We start from the raw sequence: 21,648 nt of genomic DNA, 5'->3' as shown, positions 1-21,648 counted from the left end.
GGTCGGTGCCCGCGCCAACGGGTGGGCACCGCCCCGAGAGCGGGCCTCGGGCACGGGGACACCCGATCGCGGGGTCGCGCCGGGACACCGGTCACGCGCTCGTCCCCGCCGGGGGCGGCAGGACCTCGGCGAACAGGACGGTGTCCCCGCCCTCGACCCGCACCCCCCGAATGCGGTACCGGGTGCCGCGCGGCAGGAGGATCTCCCGCTGGTTCGGGTAGGCGCTGGCGTCGCCCACCCACACGAACGGTGTCCCGGCGGGCAGCAGGAGGTGGATCCGGATGGGGTCGGGCTCGTCACCGACGACGGCCGGCTCGTCCCCCAGGGCGGCGGACATGTACCCGGCGTCCCGCTGCACGGTCCCCACGAGCCTGCGGGGGTCGCCGGGGACGTACCCCGCGAGGTGGTCCATCGTGAACAGGGTCCGGACGGCCACGGTGGTCTCGGGGAAGCGCTGCGTGATGGTCGCGTCCAACCGCCCCATGAGCCGGTCGGCGTCCTCCAGCCGGGGGTAGCGCCCGTCGTTGAGGTCCGCCATGCCCCCGCTCTCCCCGGAGTTGTCCCGGTAGTGGTCCAGTTCGGCCTGGGGATCGGACGCGCCGAGGATCCGCTCCACGAGGTGCCTCTGGTGCGGGGTGAGGTCGGGACGGTGCCGCGCCGCCCGCAGGTCCTCCAGCGTCGGGGCGGTGCGGTCGTTCAGCTCGTACAGGTCCCAGCCCTCGGCCTCGGGGTCGGTGGTCACGGTGTCGCGGGTCGCGTCCGCCCATTCCTCCAGCACCCGACGCCCCGTCTCCCGGTCCTCGGCGCGCGCCACGACGTTGATCCAGGACGAGGCCGTGTACGTGAAGACGGCGCGGCGCTGGTCCCGTGGCCGGGTGCCGAGGGGCGGGCCGGCCAGGGACGGGTCGTGCAGGATCAGCGAGCCGTAGTCGTCGGCCTCGTCCGCCCCGGCGAACCGGCGGATCCCATGCGCGTCCAGGTGCCCCGGGTAGGTGGACGGGTCGCCGGGGACCGGCGGCGGGGCGCCCTCGCTCCCGGAGCCCTCGGAGGAGCCCTCGGAGGAGGCGTCGGAGCCGTCGTCGGACCCGTCTCCGTCGGAGTCCGCGTCCACCATGCGGACGTCGGAGCCCTCCGGCCCGACCGGTCCGGTCCGGGGGCTGCCGGGCAGGTCGACGTAGGCGTCCCAGTCGGGGCTTTCGGCGTCGGACGCCGGAGCCGACGCGCCGTCGCCCATCGTGACGTCCGCCGCGGCGGCCTCCCGGGTGCCGTCGGTCCCCGTCGTGTACCGGCGGTGCACGTCGAGCATGTCCTGGTCGGAGCCGGTCGGCGAGTAGGCCTCGGCGAGCGTGGGGTTGAGGACGTCGGCGAAGGCCTCGGCCAGTGTCGGGGGCGGGACCGGGTCGGGGTCCGGCACGAAGGTCGGGAACACGATGAGGTCGGTGTCGCCCACCGCCGGCGGCAGGGTGGCCGGGTCCGGCAGGCCCTTGAACCCGCCGGAGCCGGTCGACGCGACGGCGTCCTTCTCCTTATCGCCGGTGGGCGGCGCGGAGTAGGGGTAGGCCGGGGGCGGGGACTGCGCGTCGTAGGCGGGCGGGGGCTCGTCCCGCTCGGCGCTCTCGGCGTCGTCGAAGACGGTCCGCGCGCGGCGCGGAGCGTCCCCGTTCCCGTCCTGCGCAGAGCGGATCGCGGACGCGTCGACGGGGGCGGAGGTCGTCCGCACCGGCCGCTCCGGGCCTGTCGGGCGGACGTCCCGGTCGGCGGGGGCGCCCTCGGGGTCGGTACCGGTCGCCGTGGACCGGGACCGCGAGCCCCGCGTCCCGTCCCCGGCGGTCCCCCGGTCCGACCCGCCGTCCCGGCCCGGGGGAGTGCCCCCCTCGCCCGGGCGCGGTGCGCGACCGCCGTCGGTGCCGTCGCGTCCGGTGCCGGGCGCCGGGGGAGCGTCGTCGTCGGAGTCCGAGTCGGAGCCGTCGGAGTCGTCCTCCGTGCGCGGCGTGGCCGCGGGCACCTCCAGGCCGTCGATCCGGGTGTGCAGACCGTCCAGGTCCCGGTGCAGTGTCCGCAGTCCGTTCTCCAGTCCGCGCAGACGGGGGATCTCGACCGTGGTCAGGCCGTCGGTCCGCGACCGGAGGCCGTCCAGGCGCCCGCCCAGGGCGGCCCTGTCCGTCTCCAGGTCGTCCAGGGTCGTCCGCGCCTCGTCCAGCGAGGTGCGCAGGTCCTCGCGCGGGCCGAGGAACGGGGCGTCCTCCGCGGCGATCCGGTCGGCCTCCTCACGGAGTCCGCGCAGGCGCTCCTCGGATCGGTCCACCAGGTTCCGGACGTGACCGGTCCGTTCGTCCACTCGGGCGAGCACCGTCTCGGTGGCGCTCCGCTCGCCGGAGATCAGTCGGCCGTGCTCGGCCACCGGGCCGTCGAGCCCCTCCGTCTCCTCCAGCAGCGCGTCGCGCCGTTCCCGCATCGCCGTGACGTCGACCTCGCTCCGGTCGGGTCGGGCGGCGAAGGCGGCCAGATCGCGTTCGAAGGCCGCGACCCGCTCGGTCAGCGCGGTGACCTGAGCGGTGGTGGCGAGGTCGGGGGCGGGCGGGGGCACCCGCGAGGCCTCCGTCGCACGGGCGTCCAGCAGGCGGTCCGCCCCGTCCAGGGAGTCCGAGGCGTCGTCGAAGAACCGCCGTCCCCGGTCGCCCTCGTTCCGCAGGTCGGCGATCACGTCGGCGACCAGTGGCCCGCCCAGTTCGGCGAGGGCGGTGGACAGGCCGTGCTGGATCCGCGCCCGCTCCTCGTAGCGGGGCAGTTCTCGGCGGGCGACCGCGTCGGCGTCGTTCAGGACCCGGTCGACCTCCGCCCGGGTCGCGTGGTTGCGCGCGGCGAGGTCGCGGCCGTGGTCGTGCAGCGCCGCCAGGTCGTTCCCCAGCCGCTCGACCTCGTTCCGGGCCACGGTGTCCTCGGAGTCCCGGGCGTCCTTGGCCAGCGGTGTGTGCCGCGCCCACGTGTTCAGGGTCTCCGTGCGCATGCGGCTGACGCGGTCGCCCGAGGCCTCCAACAGCGCTCGGGTGCGGTTCATGCGCCCGATGACACGGTCCAGTGTCACGCGGGTGGCGCGGGCCTGCTCCTCCGCCAGCGCGCCGTGCTCCTCGGCGGCGCCGTGGAGCCCGCGCGCCTCCTCCAGCAGGGCGTCGCGCCGTGCGTCGAGGGCGGCGACGTCCTCGGTGCCCTGGGCGTCGCGCGCGGCCATGTCGGCGAGGTCGCGCCGGAAGGCCTCGACCCTGGTCCCCAGGTCCGCCACCGAGGCAGGGTCGGGGGCGACGGACTCGGGCCGTGCCGGGGACGCGGCCCGGTTCGGGCGCCCGGCCAGCAGGTCGTCCGCCGCCCGGACCAGGGGCGCGGCCCCGTCGATGTCCGAGCGCGCCAGGGTCTCCCGTCGGTGCAGGTCGGAGACGATGTCGTGGATCCCGTCGACCTTCTTGCGCAGGTCGGCGTCGGGGTCGGTCGGGTCCCCCGCGCGGGGGTCGAGTTCGACGGCGACGGTGTCGCGCAGGGTGGTGTCGGACAGAACCGGTGTGCCGGTCCCCGCCCCGGTGGCGGTGGGCACGGAGGCGCCGGGCGCGGTGAGGTGGAAGTCCCGCCGTGCGGCGTTGAGGGTGTCGACCCAGGTGCGGGTGCTGTCCTCGTACTGCCGCAGGCTCCGGCGGTAGCGGTCCTCCTGGGCGTGGTAGGCGTCCCTGGCCTCCTGCAACCGGTCCGCGGCCCACTCCGAGGTCTGCGAGGACCCGTCCCGGGCCTCCCTCCTCGGGCGTCCGGTCCGGTCCTCCAGCGTCCGCCGGTGGACCTCGTGGGCGCGCACGTAGTCGCGGACGGGCTCCTCCAGACGGCCGCGTTCGCGCCCGTAGGACTGCTCGTCGTCGCCCATCGTCTCCGCGGCGTCGTGGACGCGTTCGGCCTCGGCGTTGAGCCGCGCGGCCTGTTCGGGGGCGACCAGGCCCAGGCGCAGGGCGTCGGCCTGGGCGATCCAGGCCGCCACGGTGCTCCGGGTCCGCCCCGTGTGGGGGTCCTTGCCCGCGGACGAGGCACCGATGATCCAGGTGGTGTCGAACTCGACGAGGTAGGCGGGTCCCATGCGCTGGGACCGGGAGGTGGGCGGGCCCGCCGTGCCGATCTCGCGCCCGTCGGCGGCGGTGGTCGTGGTGGAGCCCAGGGAGGCGTTGACGGCACCGACCAGGACGCCCTCGTGCTTCTCGTAGACGTCCTTGCCGGTGGTCAGTCCGGAGGGTCGCACGGACGGGTCCAGGGCCGTCCCCGAGGCGTGCTCGGAGGAGCCGGACAGTCCGTGCCTGCTCTCTGTCGTGGTGCTCAGGCGCGAGCCGGCGACCACGTCGAGGACGCGGGCCCCGGACAGGTCGGGCAGCGCGGTCAGGCTCCACCGGGTGGAGCCCAGGTCCGTGAGCGTCACGCCCTCCTCGTGGCCGGCGGTGCGGGAGAACAGGGCCTTGAGGGCGACGGACTCCAGGCCGCTGTCGATCGGGGAGTGGCGGCGGTCCAGGTGCAGCTTGTCGGCTATGTGGCGGCGGGCGTGGCGCAGTCCGTCGGGGGTGTGGTCCCCGCGACGGTCCAGGTCGCCGTTCCCGGGTTTCCAGCCGAGGGAGCCGGCGATGACGATGGCGGCGGTGTCGCGGACCTCGCGTCCGCCGTTCCGCACGGCGGCGGGCATCATGACGACGCCCTCGGGCATCCGGGTGGCGCGGCCCTCCGCGAACAGGGCGCGGGCGTCGTCGCCGACCGCCTGCGCGAGATTCCGCCCACGGGACCTGGACACCACGGCGTCGAGGTTCCGCTCCGTGCTGGAGCCCGACACCGTGTCCGAGCCCGTGGCGCGGGGGGAGAAGTCCAGGTAGGAGTAGGGGTAGTACGTGTGGATCGGTCCGGACTCTCCCCGGGCCGTCACCGACAGGTCCTTCGGGCCGCGCAGGCGCAGCACCAGTTCGCTGTCCTGTTCGACCTTGGCGTAGGGGCCGCTCATCTCCAGTTGCACGGTGTGGGTGTGCTCACCTGACTCCCCCCGGCTCCTCGTGTCCGAGGAGGAGACGCCGCCCGAGGCGGCGGGCGCGGCGAACAGCGGTCGGCTGTCCGGACCCTGGCCGGGCGGGTTCTCGTCCCCCCGGAACGGCGTGGGCTGGAGCAGGACGCCTTCGCCGCCGACGGCGTTGCCGGTGCCGTCGGAGCGGCTGCTCCCGGTGCCGGTGGTCCAGGTGTGGGACTCGATGATCGCGTCGCTGGAGGCCAGGTACTCGACCTTGCGCTCCCTCGTGAGCAGCTCCAGGTGCACCTGCGCGTCGTGCGCCCGGTGCCCGGAACGCGGTTCGTCGGAGTCGGAGACGCGGCGCACGCGCACGGAGACCGGCTCGCTCGTGCCGGAGGTGTTGCCCAGCCGGGTGGTGAGCGCCTCGAACAGGCGCTCGCGGCTGCCCGCGGTCAGCTCGTACCTCTGGGACCGGAGCTGTTCCACCAGCGATGCGAGCGCGGCGGTGGGGTCGGCGGGGCGTACGCGCTTGCCGGAGTCCTCGAAGCCGGGGCGCACCCGCACGTCGGTGATGTCGGCCGGGTCGTCCTGGGGGGAGAGCGTGATCGTGCCGTCCTCGTCCTCCGCGACCCGGTCCTGGACGATGCCCGCCTCCTGGGCGTCGCGCGCCGAGATGTACCCCGACATCAGGTCGTGGACGCGCGCCGTCCAGCCGCGGTAATACGTCTTCGCGGTCCTCGGGAGGTCCTTGAGGTTCTTCGGGTTCCAGGAGGAGGGCCTGGCCTTGCCCCGGTCGTGCAGCAGTTCCACGGCCTGGGTGGCCCGGCCCGCGAGGCGGAAGGCGTACCCCAGGGCGGCCTTGGGGACGATGGTCGTGGAGGCGGTGAAGGACGCCTTGGCGGACGTGCCGCGCCCGGACCGGAAGAAGGTCCAGGTGTCGTTGAGACCGCCGACCGGGGTCGGGCCGACGGCGTCCGCGGGCGGGACGGCCGTGGCCGGGTCCTTCTGGGCCGCGTCGTCGACGATCCGGTTGCTCGTCCCGCCCCCCGTTGCGCCCACGCGGACCCCGGCGCTCTTGGTCACCGTGTCCGAGGTGCCGATCTCGACGCTGGTCTCGCCGTGGGAGATCATCTGCATCTCGACCTGCTGGAACTCCGCGACCCGGTCCGGTTCGACGCGCGTCGCGGTGGTGGCGCGCACGTCGCCGGGCGAGAGGACGCCGCCGCTCATCTCCGGGCGGGAGCGCCGGCCACCGGGGGCGGTGGTCGAGGGGTCGTCGGCCATGCCGTCGGGCGAGAGCAACTCCTGGAAGTGGGTGCGGCCGCCGGTGGTGTTGAGATAGGTGCGCAGCTTGCGCTCGAACCCCTGGAACAGGCCGCGCGGGAAGTCGGTGAACAGCTCGAAGGTGCGGCTCGGCGGTCCGATGCCGATCCGCTCGACGGAACCGCCGGCGCGGACGAGGTCCTCGGCGCGCCGGCGTTCGCGCGCCTGCTCGGGGGTCTCCCCGTCGCGGACCCCTCGGTCCCCCGACGTCCGTTCGGAGCCGCCGGCCTCTTCGCGTCGGCCACCGTCACGGTCCTCACGGCCGTGCCGTGCCGTCCCGCCCTCGCCGCGTCCCTCGCGGCGTTCGTCCCCGCCGGTCCGGCGGTCCCGGCGGCCGTCCCCGCCCTCGCGGCCTTTCCCGTCCCGGTCGCCGCGCCCGGTCCGGCGGGTACCGCCGTCGCCGTCCGTCACGGTGTCCCGCGTGGAGAAGGGCCCCTGGATCAGGGAGCGCGCCTGCTCCTCGGACAGGGCCCGGTGTTCGTCGTGGTCGCGTCGGGACGCGGGCGGTGCGCTCTCGGTGAGGACCCGCGGAGTGATCACCGAGTAGTCGGCCCGGATCGGTCCACCGAGCAGGTCCCTGCCCTGGTCGGTGCCGCGGGCCTGGTCGGAGCCCTCGTAGTCGCTCATGCGGGCCGTGAACTCGACCGGTCCCCGCCACAGGTCGGAGCCTCCGGGGAAGAAGATCGTGTCGTCCGCGGTGTGGGAGACGCCGCGCGAGGTGCCCCGGGTGTGGCTCCGGGAGCCGCCCAGGGTGGCGCTCGCACCGCCCATCCGGCGCCCCATGCCCCGGGCGTCGGCGTCACGGGAGCGGAGCAGGCCGGCCCCGGCCGTCAGGTTGAGTCCGTGCGAGCTCGCCTTGCCGCGGGTGTCGCCGCTCATGGCCTGACCGCCCAGGCGTACGCCGGTCTCGGTGGGGGTGCGCCCGTCGAAGGTCAGCCCGCCGAACTTCGCGTGGACGTGCACGGTGACGTTGTCCGGGCGCAGGACCTCCTTGCCCTCGGCCATGAGCTTCGGGTCGACGATCGCGTTCTCGGTGAGGTGGATCATCAGGCCCTGGTCCGAGGTCAGCTCCACGTCGCGGGAGTGCAGGGCCTCGGGGGTGAGGGCGTCCAGGACGCGCAGGGTGTTCTTTCGCGCGATGTCGTGGTTGCGGCGCAGGCCGTAGCGCTCGCGCCACGTCCGCTCGCCCGGAGGGGCCTCCCCGTCGCCGGGTCGGCGCGCGTAGTCCGCGCGGTCGCGCGCCATGTCCGGGATGACCATGCCCGGGTGCTCACGGGCGATGGAGTCCAGGATCTCCTGCTGAAGGCGCTCGTAGACCGTGGGCCCCCCGTCCCGGTCCTCGGTCGCCGAGGGGCCGTCCTCGGCGCCGTCGTCCGCGTCCGCCGCCTGATCCGGCCGGTCGAATCCGAGGACGGTCGTGCCGCTGAGGTCGGTGACGGTGTCCCCGCGCAGGTGGGCCATGGAGGGCCGGGGCTGCTCGCCGTGGTCGCGCCCGCGCGGTCCGCCGCCGGCGGCGTCGTTGAGCGATTCCGCGTCGCGGCGGGAGACGATCTCGACGGTCTCGCCGGTGAAGGCGTGCGGTGTCGGTTCCCCCTCCACGTGGACGAAGAGGTCGCGTTCGACACGGTAGGCGAGGAAGTCCTCGGTGTCGGCGATGTCGCGGGCGATCGTTCGACGCGAGCCGGTCCGGGACGAGGAGTGCGTCTCGGAGTCCAGGGTGCGCGAGTGGACGTACTCCAGTGTGGGCACGTCGATGCGTGTCATCCCGCCGCCGGGGAGCGAGAGCTGGATGTTCGTACCGCCGCCCACGGAGAAGCCGATGGTCCTGCTGCGGCTTCCGGAGGAGGACACGGTGTGCTCGGCGCCGTCGTGGTGGGTCAGTTCGCCCAGGTGCGGGGCGTGGCCGAGAGCGCGGTACTCGTTGGCCGAGGACGCCAGGCGCACCATGCGGTGCGTGCCGTCGCCCAGAGTCAGTTCGAGCGTGATGGGACCCCGGGCCAGGTGGGGCAGGTACTCCTGGAGGGAGTCGTTGTCGAACAGGGCCTGGACGGTGCGGTGCAGGTCGCGGGCGGCCTTGCCCTTGGTGCCCTTGCCGGTGGCACCCTCGGCACCCTCCGGGACGAGGTGGTCGGCGAGCCAGGAGCCCAGGTCGGTGTGGGTGGGCTCGGTGCCCTCCTCGCCTCCCTGCGGGACGATCCGCTCGATCTTGACGGGCAGGCCGCCGTGCGTCGTCCGGGGGTTGCGGCGGGGCGCGGGACGGTCGGCCCCGGCGGAGGCGCCGTCCGCGGCGGCCGCACCCGCGGGGCGCCGGGGGAGGCTGATGTGGGCGGGGGCGTCGTCGGGACGTCTCTCGGCCTTGCCGGAGAGGATGACGGCCATGCCGTCGCGCACCACGGAGGGACGCGGGGCCCGGGTCGGGGGACCGGTCGGCCGGGTGACGCCGAGGTCCATGCGCAGGTCGGCGGTGTAGACCTCGGCGGGTCCGCTGTTGTCCATCGCCTGCACGGCCGTGGACTTGGAGGAGCCGCCCGTGCCGCCGGCGCGCAGCCCGGTGCCGCCGCTCGCCCCCACGGTGAGACTGGGCCCCACGGGCTGGTCCGCGAAGGTCGGGCCGAAGTAGAGCGGGTTGGCGGTGAACTTGACGCTCACGCCCCGGCGGGCGCCGCGGGTGAGGGTGTCACCGGAGCCGACCGTGCGGGTGCGCTCCTGGCCTCCGATGACGGCGGCGTCGGTGCCCTCGCCCTCGCGGATGGGCACGTGGCGGTAGGCCGGGGGTTCGTCGCCGTCGGGGCGGTCGGCCGCCAGTTTGACGCGGACCTTCCACCGGGACCCGTCCGCACCGACGGTGACCTCGTGGCCGTCGCCGGCGAAGAACGGGTCCATTCCCCGCTCGCCCGCGACGCGTTCCACCTCGGCCAGCACCTGCGTGCGCAGGGCGCGGGGCATGCGCGGCCGCATGCCGCGCAGGGATCGTTCGATCGCGTCCGGGACGCCGTCGGTGCGCAGGCGTCCCGGACCGACCAGCCGGGAGCCGACCAGGTAGTCGAGGTCGTGTGCCTCGCCGTCGCGGTCCACCGGCAGCGAGCCGTGGGACACGTACGGCTCGGTCGGGTCGTCGCCGTCCTCGGCATCGGAGTCCGAGCCCTCGGAGTCGGAGTCCTCGGAGTCGGACCCGCCGTCGTCGGGGTCGCCGGGGTCGTCCCCTCGCTCGGGGCCGTGCCCCCCGTCGGTGGAGCGCTCGCCGGGGGGCCGACGCGAACCGGATCCCTCGCCTCCCGTGTCCCCGGTGGTCGAGGGCAGGGCACGTCCGTCGGGGCCCAGGGGATCCAGGCGGATGTCGGCCGTGAACACCTGGAGGTCGGTGGGCACGGCCGGGGGCGGCATGGAGCGGGGGTTCAGCAGCCACGTGAGGTCGCCGGTCACGGACGGGTCGGGAACGGACGGCTTGGCGTCCTTGGCCCCGAGCGCCTCCAACGGCTCCGTGTAGGGGTAGTGCGGCGGCGAGGGCTCCGCGTCGTAGGCGGGCGGCGCCTCCTCACGGACGCCGTCGACCTCCTCGACGCCGTCGAAGAGGCCGCGCCGGTCCCTGGAGGAAGGGTCCGAACGGTCACCGGAGACATCGTCGGACCGGGTCGTGGAGCGGGTGTCGACCGTGTCGCGGACGTGGTCCGTGTCGCGGTCGTGCGGGGCGCCGCCGGTGTCGCCGTCGCGGGAGGCGGTCACGGGGGTCTCGGGCGTGCCCACGGTGTCCTGGACCGCCTCCCGGCCGCCGTCGTCGGTGACCGGTACCCGGCCGTCGCCGGGGGAGCGCGACGTCCCCCCGCCGTTCCCGCGGTCGGTGTCCGGCGGGGGTGTCCCGTCGCGCCCGCCCGCGGAGGCGGTGTCGCCGGTCGTGCGCGGGCTCCTCCCGTGGCCGCCGGCGTCGCGGTCGCCCTCGGCGCCGCGGTCCCCGCCGGTGCCGGGCGGCGGGTCCCCGCCGTCGTCGGCGCCGTCGTCGCCGCGCGGTGTCGGGCCCGCGACGGTGGCGTCGTCCAGCCGTGTGCGCAGACCCTCCAGGTCCTCCCGCAGGCCGCCGAGGTCCCGTGCCCGCCGTTCCAGCGCGGGGATCTCCGTGTCGGCGAGGAAGCGGTGACGGGACTCGACGCCGTCCAGGCGTCCGTTCAGGACGGACCTGCGGTTCTCCATGTCGCCGAGGGAGGTCCGCACCCTGGTCAGGGAGTCCCTGACCGCGCCGTCGCCCGCGAGGAGCGCCGCGGACCGCCGATCGATCCCGTCGACCCTGTTCCGGAGGTCCGTGAGCAGCCTCTCGGCCCTGTCCACCGCCGCCCGGACGGGCCCGGTGCGCTCGGCCACGGCCGTCGCCGTCTCGCGGCCGGAGTCCAGCCGGGAGGTGACCCCGCCCTCCTGCGCGGTCACCGGGGTGGTGAGCCGTGCCGTCTCGTCGATCAGCTCCCGACGTCGCCGCTCCATGTCCGCGACCTCGGCCGGGCTCCGGTCGGCCTGGTCGTTGAACGCGCGCAGGTCGCGCTCGAAGTCCGCGACCCGCGCGTCCAGACCGGTCACCTGCCCGGGCAGGGTGAAGTCCTCCCCGCGCTCGGAGAGGTCGTCGGCGGTCGCGTGGTCGTCCAGCAGGCGGTCCGCCTCGTCCAGCGCGGTGCCGTGCGCCTCACGGCCGAGATCGGTGCCCGTCGGGGCGCTGTCCCGGTCGATCTCCGCCACCGCGCCGTCGAACAGCCGCTCGCCCAGGTCGGTGAGCGTTCGCTCCATCTCCCGGTGGAACCGCTCCTGGTCCCGCGAGGGGATCAGTTCGTCGCGGGTGAGGCCGTCGGTGCGGGCCAGGACGTTCGCGATGCGGTCGCGGATCGCGTCGTCGGTCGCGCCCAGCGCGCGCGTGGTGTCGCCGAGCGTCTCCAGGGTCCGTCCGGCGTCGTCGAGCGCGGTGATCCGAGGGTCCGGAGCGGCGTCCCCGCCGTCCCGGGACGATCCCTCCGGAGCGGGGGTCCGCCGGACGTCCGGGTGGCGCGCGTCCTCCACGAGACGGCCGTGGTCGCTCGTGGCGTTCGTCGTCGCGGTCCGCAGACCGGCGAGGTCGCCGCGCGCTCCGTCGGCCGCCCCCCGCGAGGACTCGGCGAGGTCCAGTGCCCCGTCGATGGCGGCGTGGACCCGGGCGGCCGCGTCCGCCAGGTGCGTGCTCCGGTCCCGGGCCTCGGTGAGGAACCGGTTCACCTCGTCCAGCAGCGCGTGACGCCGGTCCCGCAGAGCGGTGTTCTCGGCCTCGTTCCGGGTGTTCGGCGCCGAGGGGTCGCCCAGGTCGCGCAGGAGGTCCTGGACGTCCGTTCCCAGGCGCCGCACCCGCGTGTGGTGCGCGGTGAGGCCCTCCCGGTCGAGCAGCCGGTCCCGGTCCGGGGTGTGCCCGCCGAGCACCGTCTCCGCGTCACCGATGTCGTCCGACGCGGACTCGAACCGGGTCCTGACCCGCTCGCCGCGCTCGTGCAGGGTGTCCGCCGTCGCCGTGTCGTGCGCGACCCGCGACTCGAAGAGGGCGCGCGGGGCGTGGAAAGCGTCCCGTGAGGAGGACACCGAGTCCACCCAGTTCCGGGTGCTCGCCTCGTGGACGCGGCGAGCGTCCTCGGTCCTGGCCTCCTGCGCCTCGTAGGCCTCCCGTGCCTTCCGCAGTCGTTCGGTGGTCTCGGGGGACGCGTGTGCGGCGCCGTCGGCGGTGCGCTCGGCGAGGTGCGCGGCGTGCGCCTCCCGGTACGCGGTGACCGGGTCCGAGAGGAGGCCGCGGGTCTCGTCGTAGCTCTGCTCGTCCCTGCCCATGGCCTCCGCGGCCGTGTGCGTCTCCCGTGCCTTGGCCGCCAGGCCGCGGGCGTGTTCCTCGGTGACCACACCGAGCTTGATCGCGTCCTCCTGGGAGACCCAGGCGCTCATCGTGCCGCGCGTGTCACCGATGTGCTGGTGGGCCGACCGCTTCAGGAAGGGCAGGCCCTGCTCGGACCGGGCGCCCACCGTCCAGGTGGTGTCGAACTCGATCAGGTAGACGGGCCCCCGCTTCTCGCGCTCGGCGGAGGGGGGCGTGTCGGTCTTGGTACCGCCCTCGTCGGAGGCGGCGTTCGCGGGCGAGGCGGCGGACACGGTGGGCACGCCCGTCATCACGGCGGCGTGGTCATCGAAGGAGCGGTGCTCGGTGTTGAGGCCCGTGGGCCGGAACCCGCCCTCGGCGACCGCGCCCCCGCTGTGGTCCACCCCGTCCACGGACGACCGGTCCTCGCTGTCGCTCCAGGTCAGACGGGAGTCGGGGAGGACCTCCAGGACGCGCGCGTTGCGCAGGTCGGGCGTGACCCCCAGACGCCAGTCCATGGAACCGATCTTCATCAGCGGAACGCCCTCGGTCACGCCCGCCGCCTGGGAGAACAGCGACTTCAGGGCGATCGCGTCCAGGACGCTGTCGACCGGCGTGTACCGGGGGTCCAGGCCCAGCCTCTCGGCCATGTGGGCGCGGGCGGAGGAGAGGTCGTCCGCCGAGTAGACGCCCTCGGTGCGATCGTCGGAGCCGGGCGTCCAGCCGAGGGCCCTGGCTATGGTGACGATCGCGGTGTCGCGGACGTGCGCCCCGTGCTCGCCGACGGCGGTCGGCATGATGACGACGCCGTCCTCGAACGCGGTGGCCTCGCCGGCGGTGTGGCGTCCCGACGTGTGCCGGTCCATCGCGTCGGCCAGGTCCGGGTGGTCGTCGGCCGAGCCGTCGTCGATCCGGCGTCCGCCTCCGCCTCCGCCGCCGTCGGAGCCGCTGTCCGACCCGCCGTCCGGCGCCGATGCGGTCCGCGGGGTGTCGTTCGCCCCGGTGAAGTCCAGATAGGCGTAGGGGTAGAGCGTCTGGATCGTCCCGCCGTCCCCGTCGGCGTCGAGTGTGATGACCGCCCTGTCCGTGAGGGGGGCGTTCAGCTCGCCCCGGGTCACGGTGGTGGGCCTGTCGAACTCCAGGCTCAGTTCGAGCGTGCTCTGCCGGACGACCTTGGCGTAGGGGCCGGCGGTCTCCAGCTGCGCCGTTCGGGTCCGTTCCACGGTCTCGGTGTGCGACGTGTCCTGCGAGGCCGTGTGGCCCGTCGTCCCCCCGGGGGTGAGGAACAGCGGTCGGTGCCCCGGCTGGTCGTCGGGTCCCAGGTGCTGGCCCTCGAACGGCGCGGGCACCAGGTGCGTGTGGTCCGCGCCCACGGTGTTGGCGCCGCCCCGCGACCGGCCCTGGACCCCCTCGGACTTCCACGTGTGCGACTCGACGATCTCGTCCGTCGAGGCCAGGTACTCGACCCGGGGCTCGGACGTGCGCAGGTTGACCCTGACGGTCCCCGGCGACGACGCGTGGCCGATCGGGGCGCCCTTGTGGCGCACGCTGACGGCGACCGGCGCGTTCGTCCCCGGACCCTTGGCCAACTGTGTTGTGAGCTTGTCGAGCAGCCGCTTCCTGCTGCTCCGGGTCAGCTCGTACCCCTGCTCGTCGAGCCGCCGGGCCAGGGACTCCAGTGCCGCGGTCGGGTCGGCCGGGCGGACCTGCTGGCCGGTGTACTCGAACCCTTCGCGGACCTTGACGCCCTCGATGGTCTCCGGGTCGGGCTGGGCGCTCTCCTCCAGGGTCCCGTCCTCCGCCTCCCGGAGTCGGTCCATGACGATGCCCGCCTGGCGGGCGTCGCGTGCGGTGATGTAGCCGGACGCCAGGTCGGAGAGCACGGCCCTCCAGCCCCGGTGGCGCGTCGACCAGATCCCCGGGACGGCCAGACCCCAGCCCTTCATCAGTTCGACCGCCTGGCTGACCGTTCCGCCCACCTGGAAGGCGTAGCCCATCGCGGCCTTCGGCACGATCGTCAGCGACGAGGTGAAGGTGGCCCGCGTCTCCTCGGTCCGCCCCGAGCGGAAGAAATTCCAGGTGTCGGAGAGTCCGGTGAGCGGGATCGGCCCCCGGGCGTCGGCCGGGGTGAGGGCGTCGGGTCCCTCGGCGTCCCCCCTGACGGGGTTGGTCGAGCCGCCCGCGTTGGCGCCGATCCGGGCGCTCCCGCTGTGGGTGACGCTGTACGAGGTGCCGGCGCTGACCGAGGTCTCGGCGTGCAGCACGGGCTGCATCCTGGTGAGCTGCATCCGCGTCACCTGGTCCGGGTCGGCCTTGGTGACGAGGTCGGCCCGTCCGTCGTTGGGCGAGAACAGGCCACCGGTCATGTCCATGACGTCCCGCTGGCCGCCGGGGGAGAAGGTGGCGGGATCGGCGGCCATGCCCGTCGGCGAGAAGAGGCGTTCGAAGAAGGACCGGCCGCCGCGCGTGTCGAGGAAGTGGAGGAGCTTGCGGCCCGGCGCGATCTGTGCGAGGGACACGCGTTCGGAGAGGAGTCGTCGGGCCTGACCGCCCAGGTCGCCCCTGTCCGCGCCCAGGTCGGTGTTGACGCGTTCCACGACGCCGTTGTCGATGAGGGCGCGGGCTCGGCGGGCCTGCTCCCGTCTCACCCGTTCCGCGCGCTCCTGCTCCGGGGTGCGCTCGGTGGTGTTCGTTCCTTCGCCGTCGGTCCGTTCGGTGGTGTCGGTCCGCTGTCCGTCGGTGTGCCCGGTGTCGTTCGTCCCCTCGCCGTCGGTCCGACCCGTGCCCTCGGTCCCCCGGCCGTCGGTCCGTCCCCCACCCCCTTCCCCGCTCGTCGGGGGCGGGGTGGTGGGCGGAGGCGCCAGGGGGCCCTGGACCAGCGCCCGCGCGTCGTCCGTGCTCAAGGCCCGGACCTCGCCGTCGGAGGCCCGTGGCGCTTCGGGCGTCGGCGTGGAGAGCATCTTGGGGGTGACGACGGAGTAGTCCGCCACGATCGGCCGGGACATCAGCGGAACGCTCTCGTCCTCGCCCTTCACCTGGTCCGAGGCGTCGTACTCGTGCAGGCGGGCGTCGAAGCGGACGCTCCCCCGCCAGGTGTCGGAGCCGTCGGGGAAGAGCAGGAGCTGGTCGGACTTGTGCTCGGAACCGTGCGAGCGGACGCGGTTCCAGGTGCGTGCGATGCTCGCGGCCAGGCCCCCGCTGCCCATGACCTTGGCCATGCCCCGGGCGTCCTCGGGGTTGCCGCGGGCCAGGCCCGGGCCCGCCGTGAGGGTTCCGGAGTGCGTGGCGCCCTTGCCCTTGCCCGATTCCAGCTTCGCGCCGCCGCCGAGGTGGATCCCCGTCCTGCCGTCCTTGGAGCCCTGGTGGGTGAGCGCGCCGAAGTCGGCCTTCACCCGCACGGTGACCAGACCCGGCCGGTGGGCCTCCTTGAGGGTGACCGTCCTCTTGATGTCGATGACGGCCTTCTCGTCGAGGTGGACGGCCAGACCGTCGCGGGAGGCCAGCGCCTCACCGTGGTTGTTGAGGAACTCCTCCCGTAGCGCCTTCTCGATCCGCTCGGTGTTCAGTTGTGCCACCCTGCGGTTGCGGCGCAGACCCCGGTGCTCGCGCGGGGAGCGGTCGAAGTACGGTGCGTCCTTCCTGCCCGGCCGGTGGGCGTAGTCGTCCTTCGTCCGGGACAGCTCCGGGATCACGATGCCGGGCAGTTCCCGGGCGAGCCCGGTCAGGACCTCCTGGATCAGGCGTTCGGTGACCGGGCGCGACTCCGGGTCACCGGTGATGGGGGTGGGCGTGCCGTCGGTCGCGTCCTGTGGGCCGGTGGTGTCCCGCTCCGGTGTCGGGGCGGTCTCGCCGTTGCCCGTGTTCGGCCAGGAGAAGCCGTCCAGCCGCGCTCCGTGGAACCGCGTGATCCGGTCGCCGCGCAGGTGCGGGTAGGGCGGCGCGGGGGCGTCCGTGCCACGGCCGGTGTGCGGGTCAGGCAGTCCGCGCGCCGCGGCGTCCAGGGTCAGGGCGTCCCGCAGGGAGAGGATCTCCACGGTGTCACCGGTGAACTCGTACCGTGTGTCCTCCCCGTCCAGTTCCACCACCAGGTCGCGTTCGGCCTGGTAGGCGATGAAGTCGTCCGTGTCCGAGGTCGCCATGGCGAAGGTCTCCCGGGATCCGGACTTCGAGGAGGTCCGGGTCTCGGAGGACCACGTCCTCGTGTAGCCGTACTCCACGAACGGGGCGTCCAGCCGGACCCCGCCCCCGGGCAGGCGGATATCGATGCCGAAGCCGCCGCCCACGGTGAACCCGGCCTTGGCGCCGCGCCCCTGCTGGTTGGAGCGGGACTCCTCCGCGCCGTCGCGGCGGACGAACTCGTCCACGCGGGGGCTGTGCCCCTTGGCCCGGTAGTCCGTGGCCGGAGAGGAGATGTGCACGGTCCGCACGGTGCCGTCGGGCAGGACCGCCGTGATCCGGATCGGCCCCTGGTCCATCGCGGGGAGGTACTGCTTGATCGACTCGTTGTCCAGTTTCCCGCGGAACTCCTCGCGCCAGGCCCGGTCGGTCTCGGCCCGCTTCCCGGTGGCGGGTCCGCCTTTCCCGTCGACGGGCGGGAGCAACGTGTCGGCCAGCCACGACCCCAGGTCGTGGTAGCCCCTCCCGCGCCCGGGGCCCTTGGGGACGATGGCGGACACGGTGATCGGCAGACCGCCGTGTTCCAGCCGCGGCCGCCCTCGCGGCGCGGTGCCCGTGCCGTCCGGTCGGAACCGCATCTGTTCCGGTGCGGCGGGGGGCCGCGGCTTGACCTCGCCCGGCAGCACCAGGGCGACGCCGCGGGGCACGACGGCGGGGCCGCGCTCCGGGCCGTCCCCCGGGGGCGCGGGCGGTGGACCCAGACCCGGGGGAGGGGCGACGTCGACGTCGACGCGCAGGCCGGCCGTGTAGACCTCCGGGGCGCCCTTGCCCTTCACCTCCAGGGCCGTGGAGCCCTTGTCGGACCCGCCGAACGTCATGGTGCGCAGCCCGATCCCCACGCTGCCCCCCAGGGACACCACCGGTCCGAAGGCCCAGCCGTCGGGGGTGGCGTTGAGGAAGAGCGGGTTCACGTTGAACTTGGCGCTGAGACCCTTCTTGGTGCCCTGCGAGGAGGAACCGCCGACCTGGCCCTCGTGGGTCGAGCCGTGCGTGCGCATGGTCGGCGTCCGCACCTCGCCGTCCTCCGTGACGGTCGCACGCCGGTAACCGTCGCCCCGGTCCCCGCTCAGCCGCACCGTGAAACGCCACGCGTCCGAGCCGTACCGCACGGTGTGGCTCGCCCCGTCGCGGCCGAAGAACGCCCGGACCTCCGATCCCCGCCGCGAACGCCGCTCGAAGTGGGCCAGGGCCTCCTTCCGCACGATCGGAGGGACACGGACACCCTGGGCGTCCACGGCTACGGCGATCGCCTCGCGCACCGCGTCGGCATCGATGTGCACGCCGTTCAGATCGACGAAGCGCGAGGACACGAGGTAGTCCAGGTTCATGGGGGCCGTGTCCCGCTCGGGGGACCGGTCCCCGGGAGTCGGGACGGGGGAGCCGTCGCCCGCGGGGTCGCCGGTGGCGTGGTCGAGCACCGGAACGACGCCGAGGGACTCGCGCCCGTCCTCCATGACGGGGGTGGGGGACTCCTCGGTGTCGCGGGCCTTCCCCTTGCCCTTCGGGTCCGGGAGGGAGGACTCCCGGTGGGTGGACGTGTCCTCGGTGGTGTGTGCCTCCCCGGGGTCGTGCGGCGGGGTGCGGGCCTCCTCGGTGGTCCCGTCCCGGCCCTCGGCCTCGGGCGTGCGCCCGTCGCGCCCGGTGCCGTTCGGAGGGTCGGTCTTCCCGGTCCGCTCGGTGTGCGGTGCCGGGGCCTCGGTGCGGCTCTCGGTGACCGGCGGGTCGTTCCGGGGCTCCGGGGCGCCCTGACCGGGGTCGTCCGGTCCGGTCCGCGTGGAACCGGACCGGTCCGTCGTGAGGTCGGCGCCCGGGGGGACCGGTCGGCCGTCCTTGTCGAACCGGGGCGCGGGCACCTCGGCGGTGAAGACCTGGACCGTGACGGGCAGGGGCGGGGGCAGGACGGAGCGCGGGTCGAGCAGCCACGTGAGGTCGCCGACCACCGACGCCGACGGCACGGGCGGCTTGGCGTCCTTGGTCCCGGGAACGTCGATCAGGTCGCTGTACGGGTACGCCGGCGGCGACGACCGCTCGTCCTCGTAGGCGGGCGGCGCCTCGCCGGGCTCCGAGTCGTCGAACAGGCTCTCGTCGTCGGTGACCACCGACTCCCGGTCCTCGCCGGACACGCCGTCCGTGTCGTCGGACACCGGGTCTGCCGGGTCCGTGTCCCGCGTCCCCGCCTCGGGGGGCGTCGGCGCGTCGGCGCGCGCGGCGTCCGGGTTGAGCTGCGAGTCGAAGGAGTAGGCCGGGGGCGGGCCGTGCGGAACGGAGGAGGGGGCCTCGGCGGGGTCCCGGTCCCCGCCCGGGGCGCCGTCCGGTGTCCCGTCCACGGCGTCGGCGCGGTCGGGCGCGGGCGTGTCACGCGCGGCCTCGTCCGTTCGCTCGGGACCTGCCTCGTCCGTCCGTTCCGGACCTGCCTCGTCCGTTCGCTCGGGACCGGGAACGTCCCGCGGGTCGTCCCGGTGCCCCGCGTCGGTGTCGCGCGCGTCGGGGTCGGAGCCCTCGGTCCTCGGCGGAGCCGCCGGGGCGTCCGTATCGCGTGGCCGCGCCCCGGAGGGGTCGGAGGCCGCCCCGTCGTTCGCCGTGCTCTCGGTGGGGGCGTGCCCCCCGTCGAGGGAGGTCTCGACCGGATCCGCGGTGGAGGTCGTGGGGATCTCGAACCTCCCGTCCCGGCCCTGCTCCTCGGGGCCCCCGACCACGGGTGCGGGTGGGACGGCCGGGTCCGTTCCGTGCTCCCCGGCACCGTTCCGGGGTCCCTGCTCGGATCCGGGGCGTGAGGGTCGCGCGGCGTCGGCGCCCTGGCCGCCCTGGCCGCCCTGGCCGGTCGAGGGCTGGGCCGGCCCGCGGTCGGGGACCGCCCCCGGGGGCGGAGCCGCGACCGCTACCGGGCCCTCCGTCCTTCCGTCGCCTGCGGGGTCGGGGCGCCCCGCGCCGCCGGAACCGGGGTGCTCGGGTACCGGAGCCCCGTTCTCGTCGCCGGAGGGCGCGCGGGCGTCGCCCGCGACCGGGTCCGGCACGCCGGTGGGCGGCGACACGGGGGTGTCGTCGCGGGGCGGGGACGGGCGGGTCCCGTCGGGGCCGGCGTCGGCGCCCTGCCCCGGCGGCCGGACCCGCGCGTCCCGGTCCTGTGCGGAGGACGCCTCCCGGTCCCCGTCGCCTCCGGAGGACCGCCCGGGAGCGGTCCGCTCCGTTCCCGGGCCGTCGCCGGTCTCCGACAGGCGAGCGGGGCCGCCGGTCTCGGGCGGTTCGATCGGCCGGTCCCGCCGGTGCGGGGCGAGGACGCGCTCGTCCTCGTCGGCCGTGCTCGGGTCCTCGCCACGCCGGCCGGTGTCGGTGCCGCCGTCGGAGTCGGGGTCGTCCCGGCGTCCGCCGTGCGCGATGACGTCGACGGTGTCACGGCCCGGACCGGAACCCGGCCCCGAGGGGCGACCGGACCCCGGGCCGTCACCGGCGGGTTCCGCCACGGGGGGAGTCCGGTTCGGCACCGGGTCGGAGTTCGCGGGGTCGTGGACGGCGTCCTCGTCACCCGACGGCGGGGGAGCACCCTCCGGCGGGGGCGTCTTCGGCGGGCCGCTCAGGGCGTCGATGCCGGCCAGGGCCCCGTCGGTGGACACCTGTTGGATGGTGCTCATGCTCGCGCCGGAGGTGGCCGACCACACCGACGCGTTGAAGCCCTGGCCCATGGCGGCGTTGCTCAGGCCCTCGCCGAGGACGCCCTCCGCGGCGCCGGAGGCCGCGCCCACGCCCAGTTGGGTGACGTAGGTGCCGGGGCTCCGGAAGTGCGCGTACACCGAGCCGAGCATGTCCTCGGGCACCCGGACCAGGTGGTCGCGCACGTGCGGCGGCAGGTGGTCGTCCAGGGTGCGCGCGAGCTGCGGGCCCAGGTCGGGCTTGTTCCACGAGCGGATCATCGTGTCGGCGTAGTCGGAGCCCAGACGGCGCGCGGCGTCGACGCCCAGGCGGTCGGCGAAGTTGCGCTCGAACACGCCCGCCATGTCCTCGCGGAACCGGGCCCGGTTGGCCGCGTTGTTCCACGCCACCGCACCGGGGGGCGCGTTGGAGCCGAACGGCACCACCATCTCGTCCCGGTGCCGGGCCCACACGTCGGCCAGGTCCCGGTTGAGTCCGCGCCCGCCCGCGCCCGCCCCGGGAACGGGTGTGGGCGTGACGCCTCCCGGGAGCGGGGGGCCCTCCGGGTCGGGGCGCGGGGTCGGCGCCGGATCGGGCCGGGACCCCGGGGGCGTGTCGGGGTCCGGACGCGGAACGGGCGGAGCCTCCGGGTCGGGCCGGGGCCCCGAGGGCGGGGGCGGGGGCGGCACGTCCGCGTCCGGCCGTGTCGGTCCGACTCCCGGGGGCGAGGGCGGGCCGTCCGGTGTCGGAGTCGGAACGGGATCGGGGCGTCCCGGTGCGCCCGGCGGGGTCACGAGGTCGTCGATGTCGCGCAGGGGCGGCGGGGTCGGCAGCGGGTCGGGGACGGCCTTGCCCAGGCCCGCCGTGGGCACGGGGTCGGGCAGGTCCCGCAGGAGGTCGATGCGGTTGGTGATGATGTTGGTGATCTGCTTGTCGAAGGCGGCGCCCAGGGCACCGGACATGCCGGCCGAGACGAGGCCCTCGACCACGCCCCCGATGTGGGCGCCCTTGGTGAGGTCGTGGTCCCAGGTGTCGCGGGTGCCGTTGGCGATCTGGATGCGCTGGATGACGCTGTCCATGCTCGCGAAGATCTGGCTGATGATCTGGTGGCCCGGGACCGTGATCAGGAACCAGGCCAGGATCCGCTGCATGGCCAGGCTGCGGATCATCTTGAAGATGGGGATGAACTTCAGCGTCGCGCCGAAGGTGAACTTGGCGGTGGCGATGGCCCAGGCGATCTCCACCAGGAGCTGGGCGAACTGCACGAACACCATCGCCGACATGTACTCGGCGTTCGCCGCTCCCTTGCGCAGTTCCACGTTGAGCGTGTGGGCGGTGTTCGCCGCCGCGCCGATGTAGTCGTTCTCGCCTTCGGTGAACTGTTTGACGGAGCGATCGTAGTAATCCGATGCCCGGCCGCCGAAGTTCCGGCGAACACGGCCGCGCACCGTGTTCATCACCTCGGTGAGGTCCGTGCGGAGCTTCATGCCGAGTTGCTCGTAGACCTCGGCCGCCGCGCGCATGGCCGGGGGATCGGCGGTGGGGACCTCTATGCCGGTCAGGACCTTGATGGCCGTCCGGCTGGATTCGGACATGTTGGGGTCCAGAGGCACGCGCGATCCCCTTCCCCCTCGAACCGACCGTGGAGAGCGGTCACGTTAGCACTACG

Annotated in this window: 1 protein-coding gene; it reads right to left on the bottom strand. The window is 74.8% G+C overall.

Annotated features, from left to right (window positions below):
- Window positions 1–91: 91 nt before the first annotated feature.
- Window positions 92–21,592, bottom strand: coding sequence for an ADP-ribosyltransferase (locus tag PWG71_RS11310; protein ID WP_274809630.1), 21,501 nt, complete (start codon window positions 21,590–21,592; stop codon window positions 92–94).
- Window positions 21,593–21,648: the final 56 nt, after the last annotated feature.

This window comes from Nocardiopsis sp. N85, from assembly GCF_028882275.1.
Lineage (GTDB): Bacteria > Actinomycetota > Actinomycetes > Streptosporangiales > Streptosporangiaceae > Nocardiopsis > Nocardiopsis lambiniae.
Note: the sequence above shows the minus strand (reverse complement) of the source record. Positions and strands in the feature narration are given on the sequence as shown.